Source organism: Bacteroides sp. 1001136B_160425_E2 (assembly GCF_015559655.1).
In the GTDB taxonomy this organism is placed as follows: Bacteria; Bacteroidota; Bacteroidia; order Bacteroidales; family Bacteroidaceae; genus Bacteroides; species Bacteroides luhongzhouii.
Window position 1 is genome coordinate 251,294 of sequence record NZ_JADMQH010000002.1, and the last position, 23,828, is coordinate 275,121.

Sequence of the window (23,828 nt, forward strand, 5' to 3'; positions counted from 1 at the left end):
TGAATATGAAATCGTTATTAAAGATAGCTTTCAGCATTTTTGCCAGTATGTGTATATTTGCTGCTTGCGATGACTCTGACGATAATACTGTTTCCGGTTTATCAATTGACACCGAAGAAATAACTTTGGGTGCTGAAGGAGGAACTGAAAAAGTAAATGTCGCTGCAGGGACAAAATGGGTTGCTAAGGTGGATCAGCCTTGGGTACAAGTTATGCCGGCAAACGGAGTGGGGGCTGCTGAATGTACAATTGTGGTAGACACAACACTAAGCAACAAAGTGCGGCATGCTGCAATAACATTTATGCCGGAAGGTGCTGCTGCTCAGAAATTAGAGGTACACCAGACTGGTTACGGAAAAATGATTGGCGTTAGTAAAGAGGAAGTCGAAATTCCAAATATGGCGGCATTAGACAAACGTGTTTTCTATGTATCTGTTACAGCAAATGTTCCTTTCAAGATTGAGTATGAAGAAGATATAGAAGGAGGAGTGAATACATTTGCATTGAATGCTACCGCTAAGACATGGGTCCAGAATGATAACTATGAGCAAAATTTGACTGCCGGTGCCCGTCCTCGTACCACTAAGGTTCGTTTTACCTGGAATATGAATACGGATCCTCAAAAAAGAAATATGAAGGTTAAATTCCTGCCATTGAACGAGGAGGACAAGGAGAAAACGCAAACAGCAGAATTGTTGGTTAGACAGGAAGCTTCTCCTGAAATCAAGGATACTCGCGAGGGAGATTCAATAGCATTGATCATTATTCGTGAAAAGGTACGCAGTATGACAACTTGGGATACAAGTGAAAAGCTGGATTATTGGACGGGTGTCAAATTATGGGAGAAGAAAGATCCGGAAGTGAAAACGAAACCGGAATTGCTTGGTCGTGTACGTTCTGCAGAATTCCGAATGCTGGCAACTAAAGAAAGTCTTCCGGCAGAAGTTGCCAAATTGACTTATGTAGAGTCATTGACTTTCTATGGTAATGAGAATACGATGTTATTATATGATTTGGAGTTAGGTTCTTCGGTGTGTGATTTGAAGTATCTGAAGAATTTGACGGTGGCGGCTTACGGTATATCTAAATTACCGGTTGAATTTAAAAATCTGGAATCGTTAGAGAAGCTGGATTTGAGTAGTAATAATTTTGAGGAGATACCAACAGTGTTGAATCCTGAAAACTTCCCGAACTTAAAATCATTAAGTTTTACTAATATGCAACGTTATTCTGTTACTACTAATTTGCAGACTGATACGAGGGAGCATTTAGGATTGGTGATTAATCTGAATAGTAGTTATGATAGAAATGCTATTGCATTTAAGAATTTATTAAGATGGAATAATTTGGAAAAACTCAGATTGACAGGTAACTTGATTTATGGACAATTGCCTGATATGAAAGATGTTCCTTGTTATACTTTGAATGATGTTACAGCATCTGCTCTAGGCGATACGTTGAAAGTTGCTTGGGGAGGAGAACTGGGCTTTGAGGATGCGACAGGTGAGATGGGTATTTTGGCAAAGACTCCAAGAGTGTTGCCTAATACTAAAGTATTTGCAATTAACCTGAATTTCTTGAGTGGAACTGTGCCTGATTGGATTAAAAACCATCCTTATTATTCAAAATGGGATCCTTTTACTTTCATTTATACTCAAGAAGATGGAAAAATAGATAAGACAGGAAAGGTTGTCGGATTTGATTCGGATGCTATTCCTGCGAATCTGGATAAATATTATGAGTGGTATCCTATGCGTAGACCGGAAAAAGTAGAATAAGTATGAAGAAGATATATTTGATTTTAATGGCTGCATTTGCAGTAACATTTGGTGCATGTACGGACAACGGTCTTGTAGGAGATGCTACTCTCGAAGGACCGGAGGCTCCGGTTATCAATTCTTCTGATGGTGCCAATGTAGGCGAGATTATGGTGAAATTTAAACAGGAAGTAACTACCACGTTAGATCAATCTGCTATGCGGGCTGGGGTGGTAACTCGCTCCGGTATTTCCTCAATAGACAATGTACTTGATAATATCGGTACTTATAAATTTGAAAGAATCTTTCCGGTGGATAACCGGAAAGAGGATCTTACTCGTGAATCCGGCTTACATCTTTGGTATGTGATTCATTTTGACAAAGCTGTTGACATAGAAAAGGTCGCTCAGAGTCTGTCAAAGTTGAATGAAGTGTCAAAAATAGAATATAGCCATTGCATTAAGAGAGCTTATGATCCTGCGGATAAACCTACGTTTTTGACAGCTGATGTACTTAGAAAGAGAGCAATGACACGCGCTGTTGCTTCAAATGGAACTTTTTCTGATACTTATCTGGATTTACAATGGGGCTACATTAATGATGGAAAGATTCTTGAAGGAGTGGAAGCTGATAATGGTGATCTTGTAGCTCAAGCTAAACAGGGGGTAGACGTCGGTTGCAAAGATGCATGGGCAAAATGTACTGGTGATCCATCAATTATTGTTGCTGTATTGGATGAAGGTGTAATGTGGGATCATGCTGACTTACATGCTAATATGTGGGAGAATCCGAGAGAAACATTTGGGGCACGGACTGACGCTGATAATAATGGTTATAATGGTGATAAATATGGTTATAACTTTGTGAACGATATGGGATTCATTTCCTATGATGATGTAAATGATACCGGACATGGAACACATGTAGCTGGAACAATTGCCGCAGTGAATAATAACGGTATAGGTGTTTGTGGTATCGCAGGTGGTGACGGGACTCCTGATAGCGGGGTGAAAATCATGTCATGCCAAGTGTTTGCCGGAGACGCAGGTTCTACCTTGTATCAGGAAGCGAAAGCCATTAAATATGCTGCTGATAATGGTGCGGTAGTGTTGCAGTGTAGCTGGGGATATAATTCAGGATTATCCAATCCGTTGAATTACTCTCCCGGATATACAACTGATAAACAATGGCTAACTGCTTGTCCGCTTGAAAAGGAAGCATTGGATTATTTTATTCACAATGCAGGTTCTCCCAATGGAGTAATTGATGGTGGTATTGCTGTTTTTGCCGGTGGTAATGAGTATGCTGCGATGCCGGGATATCCGGGGGCTTATTCTGATTATGTTTCTGTAGCTGCTATAGCCGCTGATGGTACCCCTTCTGCATATACAAACTATGGAGATGCAATTAACATTTCAGCTCCTGGTGGAGATAGTGAATATCATAGAAGTGATTTTGGTAAGATCTATTCGACTTTACCTCCATTAGCAGTTGACAGAGATAAGCATGATTCGGATGGAGAAAAAGAAGGATACGGATATATGGAAGGTACTTCTATGGCCTGTCCTCATGTTTCTGGTGTTATTGCGTTAGGGCTTTCGTATGCTGCTCAACAACATCGTCATTTCCGTGCAGAGGATTTTCGTGACTTAGTGTATAAATCTGTAAGTGCAAAAATAGAGGACTATTTTACTGAAGAAACAAAAACATTCTGGATGAATTACTCTGCAGCTGGTTCTATGTCGCAGATGCAGATGGAACGGGGTGCATATATTGGTAAAATGGGCTCCGGGTTAATTAGTGCTGCCAAGTTGCTGAATGCCATTGCTGGTGGTGCCGGAATTGATATGAATCAGAAAGTTCCTAATACTTTTGTCCTGATAAATAGTACAGCTACAGTAAATTATATTCGTTTCTTTGAAAATGGGGAGAGTCTTTCATTTACTAGTGATGTGGCCGATAAAACAGTAGCAACTATGGAGAGTACGGATGGTAAAACATTCGTTATAACAGGTTTGAAAGCTGGTTCAACGAAGGCAACTGTAACAGGAGGAGGAAAAACAAAGGAATTCTATATCACGGTACGCAAAAATAGTAGTTGGATGTAGAATATAGTAAATGGATATTATGGAAGCAGTAATGTGGATATATAGCTTGATGCTACTAACAATCCCTGTGTCAGTGACGGCACAGGGGAGGTTAGCATCCCGTGCAGAAATAGATTCGATAATGAACCCGCCTTTATTAGATGGGAAAGGCGCTTTATGCTTTGAGACGACAACAATTAATATTGGACGTTTGTCTGAAGATGATAAGCCTGTCAGTTACCGTTTTTATTTCCGTAATACAAGTAAAGAAACGATTGTATTGACAAGAGTTTCCACTTCATGTGGATGCACAACGGCTTCATTTACTAAAAAGCCTGTAAAACCGGGAGAAAAAGGAATAATAGAATTGACCTTTAATCCGTTCGAACAGGTTGGAAAATTGAATAAAAGAGCATTTCTTTACACCAATCTTTCAGAAAGATATCCTACAGAGAAAATCACATTGTCTGGGGAGGTAACTCCTACCTCTAATGAGTGGAGGGAATATCCTTATTCAATGGGAAATGTATTGAGATTGAGGCAATCGACTGTTGCTTTTAATGAACTACCACGCAACGCTACCCGTGTTGAGCGTTTAGTTTGTGTTAATAGTAGTCGGACTTCTTTGCACCTTTCAGCTATGATTATTCCTCGATATGCAATGTTTCGTACGGAACCAGAAATAATTGAACCGGGTAAAGAGGCTGATATTGTCATTACAATAGATAGCAGGCTACTACCTCCTGTGGTGAAAAATGAATTTACATTTCCTGTTATTATAAAAGGTATTGATTCTAAACCTTCGGAACGTACTATTTATGTGAAGGTCTCCTTACAAAATGAATGATATAATGAACTAATAAAAAAGAAGAATATGAAAACTCTTTTCAGAATGATGGCGCTTTTTACACTTCTATTTTGCATGTCCTCTTGTGGGGATGATGATGAAATAACTATTGAATCAATGGAAGTGAATTATGCTAATATAGCAGGAACATGGCGTCTTACCGAATGGAATGGTGAGAAAATAGATGAACCACGTTATTCGTATATTACGTTTAGTCGTAAAGCGGAAGATGGAAAACGTGCGTTCATGATGTATACCAATTTAAACAGTGCTGTGTCAGAACGCGTCAGTGGTGCTTTCGATTTAGCTATTAATGATGATTCAAAAGATATTATCAGTGGAACATACGATTATACCTTGAGCACGGATGATGAGTGGGAACATGTATATGTGATTACTGGATTGGATGATAAATCGATGACTTGGATTGCTGAAGATGATGTTGAAGAAGTACGTATCTACACTCGTTGTAGTGAGGTGCCGGCTGATATTGTAGCTGGAACTCGGGCTTTATTTCAATAAGCATCGGATTGTATTATAGAAACTCGGGTGATAAGCTGAATAGAGTTTGTCATCCGATTTTTTTTATGTATATCATTCTAACGATGATTACTTATTTAGATAATTTTTTCTCATAATTTGTTTGTTTATTCTAAAGAACTTCTTATCTTTGCATTGGATTTATAATTGTAATGAATACAACTTTGAAAAAGGAAAGATGATGAAACCATACGATCGATTATTAGAGCATAATATCAAGCCTTCCATGCAACGTATCGCTATCATGGAATATTTGATGGGGCATCCGATTCATCCATCGGCTGATGATATTTACACAGCATTGTCTCCTTCAATGCCGACACTTTCAAAGACAACGGTTTATAATACTTTGAAATTGTTTTCGGAACAGGGAGCAGCGCAAATGCTTACGATTGATGAAAAGAATACAAACTTTGATGCGGATACTTCTGTACATTCCCATTTCCTTTGCAAACGTTGCGGACATATTTATGACTTGAAACGTCCGGAAGCGATTAAACAAGTGGAAAATCTGGAAATGGATGGTCATCAGGTATCGGAAGTTCATTATTATTATAAAGGTATTTGCAAGAATTGCTTAAGTAAAGATAAAGAGACACGTATTGACTAATTAATTTAAAATTGAGAAGAAAATGAAGAAATTTAGATGTACTGTATGCGGTTACGTCCATGAAGGTGACGCAGCTCCTGAGAAATGTCCATTGTGTAAAGCTCCTGCCAGCAAATTCGTAGAAGTTGTTGAAGTAGAAGGTGGCGCATTGTCTTTTGCTGACGAACACGTTATCGGTGTTGCAAAAGGTTGTGACGAAGAAATGATTAAGGACCTGAACAATCACTTCATGGGAGAATGTACTGAAGTTGGTATGTATTTGGCCATGAGCCGTCAGGCAGACCGCGAAGGTTATCCTGAAGTAGCTGAAGCGTTCAAACGTTACGCTTGGGAAGAAGCTGAACATGCAGCTAAGTTTGCAGAACTGTTGGGTGACTGCGTATGGGATACTAAAACTAACCTGCAGAAACGTAAAGACGCTGAACAAGGTGCATGCGAAGACAAAAAACGTATCGCAACCCGTGCTAAAGCTTTGAACTTGGATGCTATCCATGACACTGTACACGAAATGTGCAAAGACGAAGCTCGTCACGGTAAAGGTTTTGAAGGATTATACAACCGTTATTTCGGTGATAAGAAATAATTAAGCCTAATAAACTCTTAAAAGGTCTGTATTCCGCAACGAGTACAGACCTTTTTTATTTATATTTGTCTACCAATTTTTAAATACCACAGTTATGAGAAAAGTACAACTATTGTTAGTTTGTTTAATGCTTTCAGCGGCTGCCTTTGCTGCTGATAAGGTGATTAAATTGCCGAAGCCTAATTTAAACCGCACTGGTGCGGTGATGAAGGCGTTGTCTGAACGACATTCAACTCGTGAATATGCTTCGAAAGCATTGAGCCTGGCTGATCTGTCTGATTTGTTGTGGGCAGCTAATGGAATAAACCGTAAGGAATCCGGAATGAGAACCGCTCCGTCAGCGTTGAATAAACAGGATGTGGATGTATATGTGGTAATGCCTGAAGGTAGTTATCTGTATGATGCGAAAAATCATCAGTTGACACTGATAGCTGTGGGAGATCATCGTGGTGCAGTGGCTGGTGGTCAGGCATTTGTGAAAACAGCTCCGGTATCATTGGTTTTAATTAGTGATCTTTCACGGTTTGGCGATGCCAAAAGTGTACGCAGTCAGTTGATGGGGGCTATGGATGCCGGTATTGTTTCCCAAAATATTTCAATCTTTTGTTCTGCTGCTAACTTGGCAACAGTACCACGTGCTTCGATGGACAGTGAGCTGCTAAAGAAAGTTTTGAAATTAAAAGATAGTCAGATGCTAATGATGAATCATCCTGTAGGACACTTCAAATAAGGATTCGCAGGAAGACTTATAGCCTATAAAAAAGAGTGACGCTATCTCTATCGGATACCGTCACTCTTTGCTTGTTATAGTGTCACTATCCTGAGTGGATACCGTCACTATATTTTCTTCATTATTTCAAGAGAAATTCATCAATCGCTTTCTTGTAAGTTGCTTTATCAGCAGCTCCACGGAAAAGCTGTGGATCCCCTTTCATCGGAATGAACACAAACAATGGAATACTTGTAGCATTAAACAAAGCGGCCAGTTCTTTTTGTTTATCCACGTTAACTTTGTAGATGACAATTTTCCCTGCATATTCTTTTGCCAGTTCTTTCATGATAGGAGCTGTTTGGCGACAAGGTCCGCACCAATCTGCATATAAGTCGATGATGGCGGGCTTGTCGCCTTTGTATTTCCACTCCTTTGATTTCTCATAATCGAAGACGTCTTTCAGAAACATATCTTTATCCATTACGACGACTTCACCGTTACCTGTTACCTCTTTTTTACCTTGATTGGATTCCCCACTGTCATTGAAAGCGTATATAATCACGCTTACCATGACAAGGGCTACCATTACTAATACTTTCTTCATTCGTTATCTTTTTAACTATAATGCTTTTCAATAACCCCTTGCAGTTCGCTGCTATGGATTACGCCGGAATGTCTCCAGACGGCTTCTCCGTTTTTAAATAATATAAAGGTCGGCACAGCCTGTATGCGATATTTAGTAGCCAGGTCTTCATGCTGGTCAACATCTATCTTTGCAATACGTGCTTTATCACCTACAATTAATTTTAGTTCTTCTAAAACCGGTTTCATTGCTTTACATGGTCCGCACCATTCTGCAAAGAAATCAACCAAAACTGGTACCGGTGACTGTATTAAATCTTCAAACTTTTCCATAATCTTTCCTTTCTTAGAGTTAAATGGCAGTCATTGGAGACTGCAAATATAAATCCTATTTTATTATAATAACGAAAAAAAGTCGTTTTTGTTCATAGAATAGTCATTGTAGAGTCATCATCTTGTAATGTAAAAGAGGGAACTTTGCGTATCGAAAAATAATAGAACTATGAAATTCTTATTTATTGTTCAAGGTGAGGGGAGAGGGCACTTTACACAGGCGATCACCCTCGAAGAAATGTTATTGCGTAATGGACACGAAGTAGTGGAAGTCTTGGTGGGAAAAAGCTCGACACGTACCTTGCCGGGATTTTTCAATCGGAGTATTCATGCACCGGTGAAGCGCTTCATTAGTCCTAACTTCCTGCCTACGGCAGATAATAAGAGGGCAAATCTAACAAAAAGCTTTGCGTACAATTTATTGAGGCTACCGGAATATATCCGTAGTATGTATTATATAAATCAGCGGATCAGGGAGACAGGGGCGGAAATTGTCATCAACTTCTACGAGCTTTTAACCGGCCTTACCTATGCGCTCTTCCGCCCCTCTGCTCCGTATATTTGCGTTGGACATCAGTATTTGTTTTTGCATCGTGATTTCGAGTTTCCTGATAAGAGTTCGTGCCAGTTATGGATGCTGCGTTTCTTTACCCGGATGACTGCTCTGAAATCCTCGAAGAAGCTGGCTTTGTCTTTCCGGGAGATGGAGCAGGATGACAGCAATCAGATAGTAACTGTCCCTCCTTTGATTCGTCAGGAAGTGACAGCTATCCGGCCGGAAGGGGGGAATTATATTCACGGATATATGGTCAATTCTGGGTTTGCTGATAGTGTGGAGCACTTTCATGAAATGCATCCAGAAGTCCCTCTAACGTTTTTCTGGGATAAATCGGATACCGAGGAGGTGATACGGGTGGACGAAACATTGAGTTTCCATCAAATAGATGATGTGAAGTTCCTTAATGCTATGGCAGGTTGCAGAGCTTATGCCAGTACGGCTGGTTTCGAGTCCATTTGTGAAGCAATGTATCTTGGAAAACCAGTGTTGATGGTCCCGGCACATATTGAACAGGACTGTAATGCGTATGATGCAATGAAAGCGGGAGCAGGAATAATCAGTGATTCCTTTGACTTGCAACCGTTGCTCCGTTTTGTCGGGAAATATACTCCGAACCGTTACTTTATTTATTGGGTTCGCAGCTGTGAACGTCGAATTATCCTGGAACTGGAGAAATTGGCAGCTTCACAATCAGAAATAACTTCGATACCAACATTCACTAATTATTTATCAATATGAAACTGAACAGAACAGATTATGTGCTTGAGCGCACATCGGATGGTGGCTATTATGTCTGGTTGACTGTAAATATGCAATGTAACGCTTATGGAGAATTTCCGGAAGAAGCAATTCAGAATTTACAGAATATAATGAATGAAATGATTGATGAGATGTATATGGTGGAAGAATTTATATAAAGGAAAACTTTTTCTGAATTCATTTACAATGAGACGATTTACAATGTATAATTGGATTCAAACGTACATTGTAAATCGTCTAATCGTAAATCAAAAAAGGTTCTTTATTCAACGATGCTAAGTTCATCAATAATATGAGATGCTCCCGCATATTTGTCGATAATAAATAAAGTATAGCGGATGTCGACGCAGGCAGCTCGTTGTGAGGAAGGACGGAAAGCGATGTCTCCTGTCAAACCTTCAAAATTGCGGTCGAAAGCAGTTCCTACCAGCTGGCCTTTACCATTAAATACCGGGCTACCGGAGTTTCCTCCTGTATTGTCGGTGTTTACAATAAAGCAGACGGGCATTTCACCGTTTTTGCCATAACGACCATAATCTTGGGATTTATACAGTTCTTTCAATTTTTGAGGTACTACAAACTCCCAATTACCCTGATCTTCTTTTTCCATTACACCTTTGAGGGTGGTATGAGCATCATACACAACACCGTCAGCCGGTTCATAAGAAAGTACCTGACCGTAGGTCAACCGTAAAGTTGAATTGGCATCCGGGTAAATAGGTGTACCTTTTTCCTGTCTCATATCCATCATGCCTTTCACCCATACTTTATGAGCAGCGTCATAATTCTGATTGGCTTCTTTCATGGCAATGGCTGTTTTCAGGATCCCGTCGGTAATAGAATATTTGAATAATACCATCCAGTCATATCCTATTTTATACAAACTTGGTTTCTTGATAAACTTCTCAAAGTTTTTAGGATTGCCAAAAATAGAATGTTCGAAGCAAGCATCGACGAAGGCATCGATACTTCCCTTGAAACGGGAATTGATGATTTCGAAGATATTGATTCGTTGTTCCTCCGGAATATAGTTGGCATAAGTTTTCAGCATCTCTTTGGCAACCATCCGTTCTACTTCGGGGAAGGGGACAGAAGCAAAATACTTATCAGCTTCTTGCTTCAATTTTAGCTTCGCCTCTTTTATTTGCTCTTTATCTTTTGATTTCAGAGCGGCAACCAATTCCATCGTGGAAGGGATGTGCATAAAATCAAGGGCAGTGACCAATGCTTCATTGATAGCCTGCTGATGATAGATCGCGTCACGACGATGAGCCACAATAGAACGAATCTCATCAAAAGCTTTCTGATATGAATCATCTCCTTTTTCACGACCGCGGGCTAATAATTCCTCTTGTTGCGCACGTTTGGTATCCAGTACGTTGAGACGCACCAGTCCTTCATTCATACCGATGGCATTCTTCCAGTAGTTGGCTGATGAAGCATATTTGCTTGCATAATGAATGCGTACGGCAGGATCTTTTAGCATTTGCTCCATGAGCACTTTCTGACGGGCTCCACGTACATGCTGGCGCATAAAGTTGGTCGTTTGCATCCGCTCTTCCACTTCGTCGGAAATCATATATCGCCAGTTACGTCCCGGAAATCCCATGACAAAGGTAAAATCTCCTTCCTGAACTCCGGCAAGGCTGATTTTCAGATGTTTCTTTACCTGCAAAGGAATGTTGTCTTTTGAATATTCTGCTGGTTTTCCGTTTTTGTCCGCATAAATACGGAAAAGGGAAAAGTCACCTGTATGACGAGGCCACATCCAGTTGTCGGTATCTGCGCCGAACTTACCGATGGAAGAAGGAGGAGCACCCACCATACGAATATCACTGTACACCGTTTTGATGAACATATAATATTTGTTCCCTCCATAAAAAGCCTTGAGTTCCAGTTTTGTTGCAGGAGTTATTTCTATGTTCTCTGCTTTGGCGAAACGTTCTGCCACGGTGCTCAGATAACTTGGTGACAGGTAATTGACACCTTCCGGATCCGGATCTTTTTTCAGTTGCTCGTTGACGTAATCGGTCACATCCAGAATCCGGTCGATAAATGTGACGGTCAATCCCGGAGTAGGAAGTTCCGCGTCACGGTCCATAGCCCAGAAACCATCTGTCAGGTAGTCATGTTCTACATTACTGTGTTGCTGGATAGCTCCATAACCACAGTGGTGATTCGTCAGTACCAGTCCTTCGGAAGAGATAATTTCTCCCGTACATCCTCCTCCAAAGTGTACCACAGCATCTTTCAAAGAAAGACCGTTCGCGTCATATACTTCTTCGATCGGAATTTCAAGACCGAGTTCGCGCATGGCAACTGCATTCTGTGTTTTCAGATCGGTTAGCATCCACATGCCTTCATCGGCGTGGATGCTAAAAGTTGCCAGTGAAAATAGGACAAATAGGATTTGTTTTCTCATTTATTCTACGATTGTCATTTCATTAATCAGGTGTCCGCAGTTTCCTAACTTCTCCAGAATGAACAGGACATAACGGATATCCAAGTTGATGCAGCGTTGCAGGTTGTTGTCGAAGTTGATGTCACCGCTCAATGATTCCCAGTTACCATCAAAAGCACAGCCGATCAGTTCTCCGTTTTCATTCAGTACCGGGCTGCCGGAGTTACCACCGGTGATGTCGTTGGTAGACAGGAAGCAGACAGGCATATCACCATTCGGTAAAGCATAACGGCCATAATCTTTCTTCTCAATCAGTTCTTTCAGTTTGGCAGGTACAACGAATTCGCGATCTTCCGGATTTTCTTTCTCAAGAATTCCTTTAGTGGTGGTATAATAGTTGTAGTGTACGCCGTCTTTTGGATCATAAGGTTTCACGTTACCATAAGTCAGACGAATGGTAAAGTTTGCGTCCGGGTAAGAAGGTACAGGCAATTTCATTTCGCCCAGACCACGGATATAAGTTTTGTGCAGTAAAGCCAGTTCCTGATCCATCTCCTTGAGCTGGGAAGTCAGTTTATCCATCAAGTCATATTTAGACTGGCAGTATTGTAATGCAAGATCGTTGTCGATTGCTTTCACTGACGGTTTCTTCGTAAACTTCTCGAAGTTTGCGCGGTTGGCAAAAATAGAGTTGTCGTACATATCATCAATAAACTTGTTGTAGTCGCCCTTATACTTCTGCTCAATCACCTTGTAGATAGACGGACGCTGGTTAGCCGGAATCATTTCCGCATATAACGGGAACAATGCTTTAGCAACCTTTCGGTCTACTTCATGGTCATAATCTTTGTTGTGGATACTTTCGTAAGTACTTTCCAGTGCTTTCATACGTGCTTCGATCACAGAGTCGTTCTTTTCGAGCAATGCTTCACGTGTTTTAGATAACATGACATTACCAAATTCGATAGCTCCGAAGAAAGTCTCTCTCAAACAAGTATATTGATAATTGAGAGGAGTAGTTTTAGCTACCAGGTCATCGATGTTTTTCACAACTGCCCCATATTCGGCATTGTTTTGTGCCTTTGCAAATTCTGCGAATTTAGCTTCCTGCGCAGCTTTCGTTCCCAACACATCATTATCGATGATGGCTTTATTCATACCGATGGAGTTCTTCCAATAATTGCTGGAACCCGCATACTTGTTAGCATACTGAATACGGATTTTGTCACTGGCATTCATCACTTCCTTCAGGACAGCCAAACGTGCGCCACGAATACGGATACGCGGGTCGTTTTCCGATTCCATACGTTCTTTCACCTCTGATACAGTCAGGTAACGGCTCGTGCTTCCGGGGAATCCCATAATCATTGCGTAATCTCCTTCTTTCAACCCTTTGATAGAGATAGACAAATGTTTCTTTGTTTTCAGGGGAACATTGTTTTCACTGTATTCTGCCGGTTCACCGTTCGCGTCAGCATAGATACGGAACATGGAGAAGTCGCCGGTATGACGCGGCCACATCCAGTTGTCTGTCTCGCCGCCAAACTTACCGATAGAAGAGGGGGGAGCAGCTACCATACGTACATCCGGATATATTTTCTTATAGAAAAGATAGAATTTATTTCCGGCATAGAACGGAAGAGCCTGCGGAACAATTCCTTTTTTGTCTGCCAGGTCACTTTTAAAATAAAGATCATGAGCCAGTTTTTGAAGGAATATATTGCTGAATGATTCAGATTCAGTGATTTCCTTTGCCGCAATCTTGGCATTGACAATATCCGTAATATCCTCGATACGTTCGATAAATGTAAATTTCAGTCCCGGAGTAGGGAGCTCTTTATCTCTGGAAGTAGCCCAGAAACCATCTGTCAGATAATCGTGTTCAACACTACTATGTTGCTGGATGGAAGCGTAGCCACAGTGGTGATTGGTCAGAATCAAACCTTCGGGCGAGATAATTTCTCCGGTACATCCACCTCCGAATATACCTACGGCATCTTTGAGAGAAACGCCGTTTGGATTATATAAGTCCTGTGCTTCCAGTTTTAATCCCTGTTTTTTCATCATGTCTATGGAGTGTTGCTGTTGCATCAGTTGCAATAGCCACATACCCTCGTCCGCTCTAACGGAAAATACAAAAAGCGCAGCCAGCGCTAATAGATAAAATCTTAGTTTGTTCATTATTTAATGATAAAATTTAGAATGTATGATTTGTTAGTATTCAATTTTTAAATCTCCGTTTCTCAGTGCTTCCATGATATTAGCAGGCGGACGTTGATTCATTAGTTCGTTTTTCATAAAGTCCATGTAAGGAGCTACGTGTTTAAAGAACTGATAATAACCTTTGCATAAGTAGTTCAATCCCGGTTCACCTTCTGCCGTTTGGCTGAAACGATTTTTCGGGCATTCCCCGTTGCAGGCAAACAGGAACTCACACTCCTTACATTGAGTAGGGAGAGACTGGTATTTCATGTTCCCGAAGTTGTGCTGACGCTCGCTATGCATCATTTCCACCAGTGTCTTACTGTAAATGTTACCTAACTTATATTCGGGAAATACAAAGTGGTCGCAAGAATAAACGTCTCCGTTGAATTCCATTACACCGGCATGTCCGCAAGTCTTTGCCATCGTGCATATACCGGGTTGTTCACCCATCCAGTTGGCTAGGGTAGAATCGAATATCTGCACATAGTACTTGCCTACATCTTCTTTCACCCATTCATCGAAAAGAGTACAGAGGAAGTTCCCCCATTGTTCCGGAGTGATTGAAAAGTCAGCCAGTGTTCCGGCTTTATTTTCGGCAAGAGAAGCGAGATGACGTCCGTCTTCATGCGAAAGAATACGTTCAACGATGGGAGCGAACTGGATATACTGGCAACCGATTTCTTTGAAAAAACGATAAAATTCCAACGGATATTCTGCATTAAAGTCATTAATAACTGCCATTGCATTCCATTCCACTCCGTGTTTTTTCAGAAGGTTGATGCCTTGCATTACTTTCACAAAAGAAGGTTTTCCCAATTTGTTTTTGCGATACTCGTCATGAAACTCCTGGGGGCCATCGATAGAGACACCTACCAGCCAATTGTTTTCACGGAAGAACTCGCACCATTCGTCAGTGAGCATGGTTCCGTTGGTCTGGATGCAATTGTCAATCGTGCGTCCGCGGGCGTATTTCTTTTGTAGTTCCATTGCCTTTTTATAGAAGGAGAGCGGTCGCATCAGCGTTTCTCCTCCGTGCCAGGTGAAAAGTACCTGTGGCATGGTTTGTGAGTTAATGTACTCGTCGATAAACTTTTCCAGAAGTTCATCGCTCATTACGTGTTTCGGATTGTCTTTGTATAGGTTGGCCTTTTCCAAATAATAGCAATAATCGCATGCTAGATTACATACGGCACCTACAGGCTTTACCATTACATAAAGCGGTTTTGCAAAAGGGGCAAATGTTGATGTTTTCATGGCTGCAAAATTAGATAAACTAAATGAAAAAAATAGCCTTACACCTATGTTTATAAGGATTATTAAAGAAAAGAGTCTTACAAGATTTAAATATTGATAAAATGTTTCTTTGAATTCTGAATCAGTTGTACCTTTGTGCACAGAATTTAATGAATAAATGAACGTGAATAAAATTTTGCCTTTTTTGCTTTTGCTTCCGTTTCTGGCTTCCTGTACTAGTAAGTACAAGATTGAAGGAACATCTTCTGTGAATAGCCTGGATGGAAAGATGTTGTATCTTAAATCCCTGCGTGACGGTGAGTGGGTGAAGCTGGATTCTGCTGAAGTAGTGCATGGTCTGTTTTCAATGAAAGGAAAAATAGATTCCGTACAGATGGTGACACTTTATATGGATGAAGAAAGCATTATGCCGATTGTCCTGGAAAGTGGAAAAATAACAGTTACTATCAGCAATACGGACCTGAAGGCAGTGGGAACCTCTTTAAATAATGCGTTGTACGAGTTTATCAGCAAAAGAAACCAATTGGAGGAAAGCATAGGCGAACTGGAGCAGAAAGAAACCCGTATGGTACTGGATGGAGGGGATCTGGATGAGATTCATAGTCAGCTGGTGGTAGAAGGAGATTCACTGATGAAAGCGATGAATCAGTATGTGAAAACGTTCATTTCCGACAATTACGAAAATGTGTTGGGGCCCAGTGTATTTATGATGCTTTGCAGCTCTTTGCCCTATCCCATTATGACTCCGCAGATTGATGATATTATGAAGGATGCTCCTTACTCTTTCAAAGATAATAAGCTGGTCAGAGAGTTTCTGTCTAAGGCAAAAGAAAACATGAAGTTGATAGAAGAACATCAACGATTGGAACAAAATGCTTCAACAAATAAGTAATACTTGAGTTTTTTGTGTATTTTTGCATAAAACTCAAGTAAAATGAAAACGACTACTGTTTCGGTATACGCCGCTTTCTTTTTTATTTTAGTCTTATCGGTTTCTTGTCATAGAGATTCGGAGGCCTCCGATGCGGCATTCCAGAAGATCGAGATGTGCATGGAATCTCTTCCGGATACGGCTCTGTATCTATGTTACCCGATTGCTTGACAAAGCTCCTTTATTGACTAAACATGACCTTGAAATCTGTTGTTTCCTTAAATTCGGACTGATCAATGAAGAGTTGGCTCGTATTTTCCAGACCTCTTCCGACTCGGTAACTAAGGCAAAAGGAAGGCTGAAAGGCCGGTTAGGCATTTCTTCACAAGAAGATTTAAATGCATTTTTAAGAGATTTTTGATAAATAAAAAATGAATCTTTCTCATTAGAGAATTTAGAAAAAGAAATTCATAAAGGTTTTAATTTGACTTTTCAAGAATTGCAAATGATGTCAAACCAAACCATCACCTTACAAAACATATAAATATCTGCATTTCTTAATTTAATAGTTTGATACATAAAACTGGTTAGGAATGTGGGGGTGCGTGAGTATCCCCACATTCATATTAGATATTATGTACTGACTATCGGTCCTGATCTTCGTTTCTCACCATCCCTTTATGTTGCTCCGGGAGGGCACTTTCAACAGCAGCGTATGCCTCTGCCATGGTTGCCTTGATATTTTCCATGCCTTTTCCTTTGGGAGGAATAGGGTCGTGAATAGTCAGAATCATGCGATGACGATGTATCCATTTGCCTGTACGTGGAAGGATTTCAAATGACCCGTCGATAGTGACAGGTACCACTGCCAACTGTAAATCATCCGCCAATTGAAAAGCTCCTTTTTTAAAATATCCCATATGTCCGGTAAAAGTGCGTGCGCCTTCGGGAAATACCACAAGAGAAACTCCGTCTTTCAACGAGTCTTTTGCCTGCCGGATGGTTTCCAAAACCTTTTTCGGGCCGGACCGGTCTACAAAGATATGTCCTGCGCTTTCACAGGCTTTTCCGACGAATGGCAGTTTACGCAGGCTTTTTTTCATCATCCACTTAAAATTTCTTCCAATGAAGCCGTAGATAAGGAAAATATCGAATGAACCCTGATGATTAGGTACGAAAATATAGGAAGTTTTGTCATGCAGCTTTTCACGTCCTTCAATCCTCACGGGAATCAACAGAAACAAACAAATTAATTGTGACCATATTTTCCCCGGATAATATCCCCAGAAGTGGGCTCCTCCCAAGAGAGAACCTACAATAGTGACGATTGCCGTGAGGATGGTCAGCACTAATAAAATAGGTAAAGCGATGCAAATCTGATAAATATAATACAGTATCTTCATAGGGTTGGATTTTTATCCTGCAAATATACATGATTATTGGTAAAAAAGAGAGGTAGATGTGAGATAATCTTTTTGATTGTGTTATTTTTGCCTCTTGTTAGTAGAGATAGTTATAAAATTATGATACGTATATTACATACTGCCGACTGGCATTTAGGACAAACCTTTTTTGGATATGATCGTACGGGAGAACATGAGGTATTCCTGAATTGGCTGGCAGAAGAAATTCGTCAGAAAGAGATTGATGCATTGATTATAGCCGGAGATGTTTTTGATGTTTCCAACCCTTCCGCTGCATCCCAAAGCATGTATTATCAGTTTATTTATCGGGTGACTGTGGAGAATCCGAATCTGCAAATTGTCATTGTAGCCGGCAATCATGATTCGGCTGCACGTCTGGAAGCTCCTTTGCCTCTGTTGCAGGCTATGCGAACGGAAGTCAGAGGGGTAGTGCGCAAGCTTGAAGGTGGAGAAATTGATTATGACCATTTGATGGTAGAATTGAAGAACCGGAAAGGGGAAGTGGAACTGCTTTGCATGGCTGTCCCTTTTTTGCGCCAGGGGGATTATCCGGTTGTGCAGACGGAAGGTAACCCGTACGCGGAGGGAGTTCGCGAACTCTATACGCAACTTTTGCAAAGGCTATGGAAGCAAAGAACGGAGAATCAGGCGATTCTTGCCATTGGTCATTTGCAGGCTACAGGATCGGAGATTGCAGAAAAAGATTATAGTGAACGTACAGTGATTGGTGGTCTGGAATGTGTATCGCCGGAAGTTTTTTCCGAACAGATAGCATATACGGCATTGGGACATATACATAAAGCGCAGCGAGTGTCGGGAAGGGAGAATGTGAGATATGCAGGAAGTCCCATTCCGATGTCTTTTGCAGAGAAACATTATCATCATGGAGTCGTGATGGTGACCTTTGACGGAGGTTGTGCAGTGGACATTGAACGGTTGGAATGCCCGAAATTAATCCCTTTGGTGAGTGTGCCGAATGGAGAGCCCGCCTTGCCGGAAGTGGTGTTGGGAGCCTTGAGAGAATTGCCGGACACGGAAGAAATAGCTCCTTATTTAGAAGTGAAGGTATTGCTGGAGGAACCGGAACCCATGCTTCGGCAGGAGATTGAGGAGGCATTGGCAGATAAAAATTATCGATTGGCACGCATTGTGTCTACCTATCGCACCGATGTAGAAAATACGGAGAAAGAAAATGAGAGCTGGAAGAGAGGATTGCAGGAGATGTCTCCCTTGCAGATTGCGCAGTCTGCCTTTGAAAAGATTTATCAGGTAGAAATGCCTGCCGAGCTGACAGGTTTGTTTCAGGAAGCCTATTGGGCTGCTACTCATAAAGAAGAGGAGGAAGAAAAATGAAAATACTGGCTATACGATTGAAGAATCTGACTTCGATAGAAGGGACGGTAGAAGTGGATTTTACGGCAGAACCATTACATTCTGCAGGTATATTTGCCATTGCAGGACCTACGGGTGCCGGTAAGTCTACTTTACTAGACGCTTTATGTCTGGCACTGTATGATAAAGCTCCCCGTTTCGCAACTTCGGTAGAAAGTGTGAACCTGGCAGATGTAGGAGACAATCAGATTAATCAGTCCGATGTAAGAAATCTATTGCGTCGGGGGACAAGCGACGGCTATGCAGAAGTCGATTTCTTAGGCATTGACGGACGGCGTTACCGTTCTCGCTGGTCGGTAAGGCGGACAAGAAATAAGATAAGCGGTTCTTTGCAGCCACAAACGCTGGAGGTGAAAGAACTAGATACGGAGAAAGAATTCCAGGGTACCAAAAAAGAGTTGTTGATTCAGTTGGTGGAGCTGGTGGGGTTGACGTATGAGCAGTTTACCCGTACCGTATTATTGGCGCAGAATGATTTTGCGACATTCCTGAAATCGAAAGGAGCGGCTAAAGCGGAGTTGCTTGAGAAGTTGACGGGGACCGGTGTTTATTCCCGGATTTCTCAAGAAGTCTATGCTCGGAATAAGGTGGCACAGGAAGAGGTCACTTTGATTCAGAATCGAATGAATGTGATCGAATTGATGCCGGAAGAAGAATTGCTTGCTTTACAAAAAGAGAAAGAACAGTTGGCTGAAAAACGTGTGACAGGAATCAAACTGTTGGCAGAGCAGAATGAACAACTGAATGTGGTTCGTTCATTAAAAATGCAGGAAGAACTCTGGAAGAAGAAGCAACAGGAAGAACAGGCGGAGCAGGCAAGATTGAAAGTGTTGCAGGGCGCATTGGCTTCACAAGAAGAAGGCTTGGTGCATTTTAAGGCACAATGGGAGGCCATACAGCCGGACTTGAAGAAAGCCCGTCAGCTGGATGTGCAGATACAGTCACAGCAGGACAGTTACACACAATCGAAACAAATGTTACAGACCGCTAATAAACAGGTGTCGGAGCAAGAGCAAAAAATGCGGATGGCTACGGAGCAGTTACAGGCTTCTCATTCTTCTCTGAACCGTTTGCTGAATCATGTAGGAATAGAAGCAGCGTTGCAGCTTGAACAGGTGGAAGAAATTCTACGGCAGGAAGAAAACAAACTGACAGCCGGGATAAACACGAATGAAGAACGGTTGTTGCGATTAAACTCTTTCGGATATCCGTTATTGGCCGAAGAACAGATGAAACTGCAAAAAGAGCTGACGCGCCAACAGAATATCCGGCAATTGACGGAAACGCAGACGAAAACAAAGGCAGAAATAGAACGGTTGGAGAAAGAAACAACTGATTGCCTGAAACAATTGAGAGAGCAAGAAGCCGCATTGAAAGTAACTCAACGCCTTTACGAAAATGCACGTATGGCAGTAGGAAAAGACGTGAAAGCATTGCGTCAGCATTTACAGGAAGGGGAGGCCTGTCCGGTTTGCGGTAGCACAGCGCATCCTTACCATCAGGAACAGGAGGTGGTAGATACTCTTTTCCGGAGTATAGAACAGGAGTATAATGCAGCAGTAGCAAACTGCCAACAGATAAATAACCGGAGCATTGTTTTGCAACGTGATTGGACGCATCAGAAGACGGTGGACGGACAGATCGGAGAACAGTTGGCGGCATTGTATAAGGCTGGGATTGATGCTGGTAACGAAGAGCAGATACAACATCGTTTGGCAGAACTGGCTGAACGTATTTTAGAATATCGTAATCTATATACAGAATGGCAACGCAGCGATGAAAAAATTAAAAAGATGCGTGCGCATTGTGAAGCTCTTCGTGAGAATGTATCTTTCTGTCGCCTGGCGATGCAGAAAGTATCGTCTGCTAAAGAACAGTTGTTATTATTGCAGAATGCTGCTTCTGCCGAACAAAAGAGATTTGCAGTTATAGAGAAAGCGTTGGATGTGCTCCGTCAGGAACGTTCGCAACTGTTGAAAGGAAAAAGTGCGGATGAAGCGGAAGCTGCCGTAGCAAAAAGAGAAAAAGAGCTGAATCTGGCTTTGGAGAAAGCACGCAAAGAAGTAGAGGCTGTGCACAACCGGCTTTCCGGTCTGCAAGGAGAGATGAAGCAAATTACGCTGGCTATCGGAGAGTTGCAGGAACAGTATAAAAAGATTGATTCTCCCGAACAACTTCCCGAAATAATAAAGAAACAACAGGAGGAAAACCTGAATACCGAACGTGCCCTTTCTACTATGGAAGCCTGTCTTTTACAACAGGCAAAGAATAAGCTAACCGTGGAACAGATAGCGAAGGAACTGGTAGAGAAACAGACGATTGCCGAACGTTGGGCGAAACTTAATAAACTGATAGGCAGTGCGGATGGAGCGAAATTTAAAGTGATAGCTCAAAGTTACACCTTAAATTTGTTGTTGCTTCATGCCAATAAGCATTTATCCTACCTTTCTAAACGCTATAAGCTACAACAGGTTCCCGACACGTTGGCGCTTCAAGTAATAGATTGTGATATGTGTGATGAAATACGGACTGTGTACTCTCTTTCCGGTGGTGAATCATTCCTGATATCTTTGGCGTTGGCTTTGGGCTTGTCTTCCTTATCAAGCAATAATCTGAAAGTAGAATCTCTTTTTATTGATGAAGGATTCGGTTCTTTGGATGCGGAAAGCCTACGTACGGCCATGGAAGCACTGGAACAATTACAGATGCAGGGACGGAAAATCGGAGTTATTTCTCACGTACAGGAGATGAGTGAACGAATTTCCGTTCAGGTGCAAGTGCATAAGAAAGTGAATGGAAAGAGTGTGCTTACCGTTATAGGGTAAGCACATCCATTATCTCCTTTTACATTAATTCGTTCAATTCGCTTAAATTCTTTTTTATTTCGTGGATGCGATTTAAGAACTTCTTGCGGTAAATCCATAAAATCAATCCTAGTCCTCCGCCCCATAACAGGATAAAGAAGACTATCATGCCTATTCCATATTGCCACACTTGCCAGTAGATAAATGAGAGTACAGCCAGTATCAGAAGGAAAGCAATAGCAATCAGCCGTTCTCTGATGGTCCACCGGTGGATACGGTTCACGCGACCGATTACCTCTACCAGAGGCATCTCGTCTATTTGGGTCCGTTGGAGGAAGCGGGTGGTGACGATGTCCCAGCAAAGTGCGGGAATCCATGCGAAAATGATAATGATATAGATCGGGTTCAATCTGTTGTGTAATAACACCTCCGCTAAAAATAAGATCAATATCGGCAAAGAAATCAAAATAAGCTTGATGTTCAGGCTGGCAATGGCATGGATACTTTTGTCTGCATGCCTTATCAGCTTTTCAAGCTCTTCTTCTTTGATGAACTCTTTATCTTTCAAGTGTTCATCCAGGGCATTCCAAGATTTTTTCAGTTCTTCCAGTTCCATATATCTTATTCCTCCTTTTTCATTCTTTTAAGTTTGTCTTTGATGCGACTTAGTTTGGTCGCTACATTGGTAACCGTCAGTCCGGTAATCTCTGCTATTTCTTCATAACTTTTGTCTTCGAGATAGAGCAGGATAATTGATTTGTCGAGTTGTCCCAGCTGGTTAATCATCTGATAAAGCTGTTTCAGCATTTCGTTGATCGGGTCGTGTGCTTCTATGGTCCAGTCAGTATCTTTGGTGAGACTGACTATTTCCGGCACATTCTTTTCTTTACGATAAAAACTGATACAAGTGTTGAGGGCAATACGATAAATCCATGTAGATACTTTACATTCTTTTCTGAATTTGGGATAAGCTTTCCAAAGATTCAGTACCACATCCTGATAAAGGTCATTGAGCGGAGCATTGGGGTTGGCGTACAGATAGCACACTTTGTAGATCACCCGTTCATATTCGCGGATTACCGACAAGAACTCTTGCTCAATAGGAGGATTAGCTTCTGCTGTTTGTTCTCTCATGGAATCTATGCTTGCTTTTCTGGTTAGTTAGTCGTGAGAAAAGGAGAAAAATCACAGGAGAATAATGATTATTGAAGATTCGCTGCCAGAAATTTGCGCATTTCTTCGATGCTTTTTCCCCGGCGGCGGGTATAATCTTCGAGTTGGTCCTCTCCAATCTTTCCGACAGAGAAGTATTCGGAAGCCGGATGCGAAAACATAAGTCCGCAAACAGAAGCGTGTGGATACATGGCTCCGTTTTCAGTCAATGAAATACCTATTTGTTTCATGTCCAGCAGTTCATCCAACAGGAAGTTGACAGACTGATCTGGTAAAGACGGGTAGCCGACGGCAGGGCGAATACCTTGATACTTCTCGACCAGTAAATCCGCTATGCCCAGATTTTCTTCTTTGGCATATCCCCATGCTTCTTTTCGTACATACTCATGCATCTTTTCTGTCGCAGCTTCTGCCAGTCGGTCGGAAAGGGTTTGTACAAGCAAGTGTTTATATGGGTCCTGTTCGTACAGTCCTTCCATGTCCGCGTCAATAGAAGAAGCAAAAGCACCGATGGTGTCCGGGATGCCGGAAGAAAGCGGGCGGATAAAGTCGCTTAGACAAAGGAAAGGACTTCCATCTCTTTTGGGCGTCTGCTGACGCAGCAAAGGAAAGGTGATGAACTGGTCTTCTTCTTTCTCAATAACCAGATTATCTCCGTCAGCGTTCGCCTTGCAGAGCTTAAATATAGTCTTTACCTCATAATCCCGATCGAGCAGATCAAGCATCCGGTTGGCTTCTTTAAATAGCTGCATCGCTTCGGAAGCCTTGTTACGTTCTTCTTCCGGAAAAGTTGTCAGCCACGAAGCACGGCAGACGTCACATCCGTGAATGTTGGCAATGGCTGCGAAACGCGGTTGGAAACCCCATGCATGGAAAAAGTAAATCCAGTTGATATATGGGGTAACTGTATGTATTTTATAAGATAGAATCATAAA

The 23,828-nt window shown here is 41.6% G+C and carries 20 protein-coding genes and 3 pseudogenes; 15 read left to right on the forward strand and 8 right to left on the reverse strand.

The genetic code is table 11. The features are described 5' to 3' along the window. The first annotated feature begins 5 nt into the window (after positions 1 to 5). The 7 genes from I2I04_RS02895 to I2I04_RS02925 all read left to right on the forward strand — a co-directional run bounded on the left by I2I04_RS02895 (position 6) and on the right by I2I04_RS02925 (position 7,154). A complete protein-coding gene (locus I2I04_RS02895; protein WP_195654248.1) occupies positions 6 to 1,778 on the forward strand; it encodes a hypothetical protein in 1,773 nt (590 codons plus the stop codon). A 2-nt stretch (positions 1,779 to 1,780) separates the two neighbouring features. Next, positions 1,781 to 3,865: a S8 family peptidase gene (locus I2I04_RS02900; RefSeq protein WP_195654249.1), complete on the forward strand. Its 2,085-nt coding sequence runs from the start codon at positions 1,781 to 1,783 to the stop codon at positions 3,863 to 3,865. Between the two features lie 19 nt (positions 3,866 to 3,884). Beyond that, positions 3,885 to 4,691, forward strand: coding sequence for a DUF1573 domain-containing protein (locus I2I04_RS02905; RefSeq protein ID WP_195654250.1), 807 nt, complete (start codon positions 3,885 to 3,887; stop codon positions 4,689 to 4,691). Positions 4,692 to 4,718: 27 nt separating this feature from the next. Continuing rightward, complete coding sequence (locus I2I04_RS02910; protein ID WP_143257325.1) at positions 4,719 to 5,213, forward strand: lipocalin family protein; 495 nt, start codon at positions 4,719 to 4,721, stop codon at positions 5,211 to 5,213. Positions 5,214 to 5,412: 199 nt separating this feature from the next. Then, positions 5,413 to 5,841 (forward strand): Fur family transcriptional regulator, encoded by a 429-nt coding sequence (locus tag I2I04_RS02915; protein WP_195470858.1) that lies wholly within the window; start codon positions 5,413 to 5,415, stop codon positions 5,839 to 5,841. Between the two features lie 22 nt (positions 5,842 to 5,863). After that, a complete protein-coding gene (locus I2I04_RS02920) occupies positions 5,864 to 6,424 on the forward strand; it encodes an NADH peroxidase (RefSeq protein WP_004297333.1) in 561 nt (186 codons plus the stop codon). Between the two features lie 94 nt (positions 6,425 to 6,518). Then, positions 6,519 to 7,154 carry a SagB/ThcOx family dehydrogenase gene (locus I2I04_RS02925; protein ID WP_185911460.1) on the forward strand — a complete coding sequence of 212 codons (636 nt, stop codon included), beginning with the start codon at positions 6,519 to 6,521 and terminating at the stop codon, positions 7,152 to 7,154. Positions 7,155 to 7,275: 121 nt separating this feature from the next. Here the strand turns inward: I2I04_RS02925 and I2I04_RS02930 are convergent, their stop codons facing one another. Both I2I04_RS02930 and trxA read right to left on the reverse strand, forming a co-directional pair. Next, positions 7,276 to 7,740: a thioredoxin family protein gene (locus I2I04_RS02930; RefSeq protein ID WP_143257326.1), complete on the reverse strand. Its 465-nt coding sequence runs from the start codon at positions 7,738 to 7,740 to the stop codon at positions 7,276 to 7,278. Positions 7,741 to 7,751: 11 nt separating this feature from the next. After that, entirely contained in the window at positions 7,752 to 8,051 is a 300-nt protein-coding gene (gene trxA / locus I2I04_RS02935; RefSeq protein WP_004315954.1) for a thioredoxin, read from the reverse strand. Between the two features lie 169 nt (positions 8,052 to 8,220). Between trxA and I2I04_RS02940 the strand changes: the two genes are divergently transcribed. Further along, positions 8,221 to 9,348: a glycosyltransferase family protein gene (locus tag I2I04_RS02940; RefSeq protein ID WP_195654251.1), complete on the forward strand. Its 1,128-nt coding sequence runs from the start codon at positions 8,221 to 8,223 to the stop codon at positions 9,346 to 9,348. After that, entirely contained in the window at positions 9,345 to 9,527 is a 183-nt protein-coding gene (locus tag I2I04_RS02945; protein ID WP_195654252.1) for a hypothetical protein, read from the forward strand. Before I2I04_RS02940 ends, I2I04_RS02945 begins: the two co-directional genes overlap by 4 nt. Positions 9,528 to 9,631: 104 nt before the next feature. On the opposite strand, the gene I2I04_RS02950 is transcribed toward I2I04_RS02945, so the two are convergent. The 3 genes from I2I04_RS02950 to I2I04_RS02960 are packed head-to-tail and all read right to left on the reverse strand — an operon-like array spanning position 9,632 to position 15,229. Next, complete coding sequence (locus tag I2I04_RS02950; RefSeq protein WP_195654253.1) at positions 9,632 to 11,791, reverse strand: S46 family peptidase; 2,160 nt, start codon at positions 11,789 to 11,791, stop codon at positions 9,632 to 9,634. After that, positions 11,792 to 13,951, reverse strand: a complete 2,160-nt coding sequence (locus tag I2I04_RS02955) for a S46 family peptidase (RefSeq protein WP_185911461.1) — start codon at positions 13,949 to 13,951, stop codon at positions 11,792 to 11,794. 33 nt (positions 13,952 to 13,984) lie between these two features. Further along, positions 13,985 to 15,229 carry an anaerobic sulfatase-maturation protein gene (locus tag I2I04_RS02960; protein WP_143257328.1) on the reverse strand — a complete coding sequence of 415 codons (1,245 nt, stop codon included), beginning with the start codon at positions 15,227 to 15,229 and terminating at the stop codon, positions 13,985 to 13,987. A 157-nt stretch (positions 15,230 to 15,386) separates the two neighbouring features. Between I2I04_RS02960 and I2I04_RS02965 the strand changes: the two genes are divergently transcribed. The 3 genes and pseudogenes from I2I04_RS02965 to I2I04_RS23465 all read left to right on the forward strand — a co-directional run. Further along, positions 15,387 to 16,121: a DUF4369 domain-containing protein gene (locus tag I2I04_RS02965; protein ID WP_143257329.1), complete on the forward strand. Its 735-nt coding sequence runs from the start codon at positions 15,387 to 15,389 to the stop codon at positions 16,119 to 16,121. Positions 16,122 to 16,308: 187 nt separating this feature from the next. Next, positions 16,309 to 16,521, forward strand: a pseudogene (locus I2I04_RS23130) (helix-turn-helix transcriptional regulator); the annotation flags it as partial. A gap of 6 nt (positions 16,522 to 16,527) precedes the next feature. After that, positions 16,528 to 16,644: pseudogene (locus I2I04_RS23465) on the forward strand (polysaccharide deacetylase); the annotation flags it as partial. Positions 16,645 to 16,744: 100 nt separating this feature from the next. On the opposite strand, the gene I2I04_RS02970 reads toward I2I04_RS23465, so the two are convergent. Continuing rightward, positions 16,745 to 17,503, reverse strand: a complete 759-nt coding sequence (locus tag I2I04_RS02970) for a lysophospholipid acyltransferase family protein (protein ID WP_195654254.1) — start codon at positions 17,501 to 17,503, stop codon at positions 16,745 to 16,747. Between the two features lie 120 nt (positions 17,504 to 17,623). Here I2I04_RS02970 and I2I04_RS02975 point away from each other — a divergent pair, with 120 nt between their 5' ends. The 3 genes and pseudogenes from I2I04_RS02975 to I2I04_RS23615 form a co-directional block, all read left to right on the forward strand. Then, positions 17,624 to 18,877, forward strand: a complete 1,254-nt coding sequence (locus tag I2I04_RS02975; RefSeq protein ID WP_195654255.1) for an exonuclease SbcCD subunit D — start codon at positions 17,624 to 17,626, stop codon at positions 18,875 to 18,877. After that, positions 18,874 to 21,741 carry an AAA family ATPase gene (locus tag I2I04_RS02980; RefSeq protein ID WP_195654256.1) on the forward strand — a complete coding sequence of 956 codons (2,868 nt, stop codon included), beginning with the start codon at positions 18,874 to 18,876 and terminating at the stop codon, positions 21,739 to 21,741. The genes I2I04_RS02975 and I2I04_RS02980 overlap by 4 nt, the downstream gene beginning before the upstream one ends. A 483-nt stretch (positions 21,742 to 22,224) precedes the next feature. Next, positions 22,225 to 22,269, forward strand: a pseudogene (locus tag I2I04_RS23615) (hypothetical protein); the annotation flags it as partial. Positions 22,270 to 22,341: 72 nt separating this feature from the next. Here the strand turns inward: I2I04_RS23615 and I2I04_RS02990 are convergent. Together I2I04_RS02990 and I2I04_RS02995 are read right to left on the reverse strand one after the other, a co-directional pair. Continuing rightward, on the reverse strand, positions 22,342 to 22,854 hold the full coding sequence (locus tag I2I04_RS02990; protein WP_143257335.1) for an RNA polymerase sigma factor: 513 nt from the start codon (positions 22,852 to 22,854) through the stop codon (positions 22,342 to 22,344). Positions 22,855 to 22,922: 68 nt separating this feature from the next. Beyond that, complete coding sequence (locus I2I04_RS02995) at positions 22,923 to 23,825, reverse strand: vitamin B12 dependent-methionine synthase activation domain-containing protein (protein WP_143257336.1); 903 nt, start codon at positions 23,823 to 23,825, stop codon at positions 22,923 to 22,925. Positions 23,826 to 23,828: the final 3 nt, after the last annotated feature.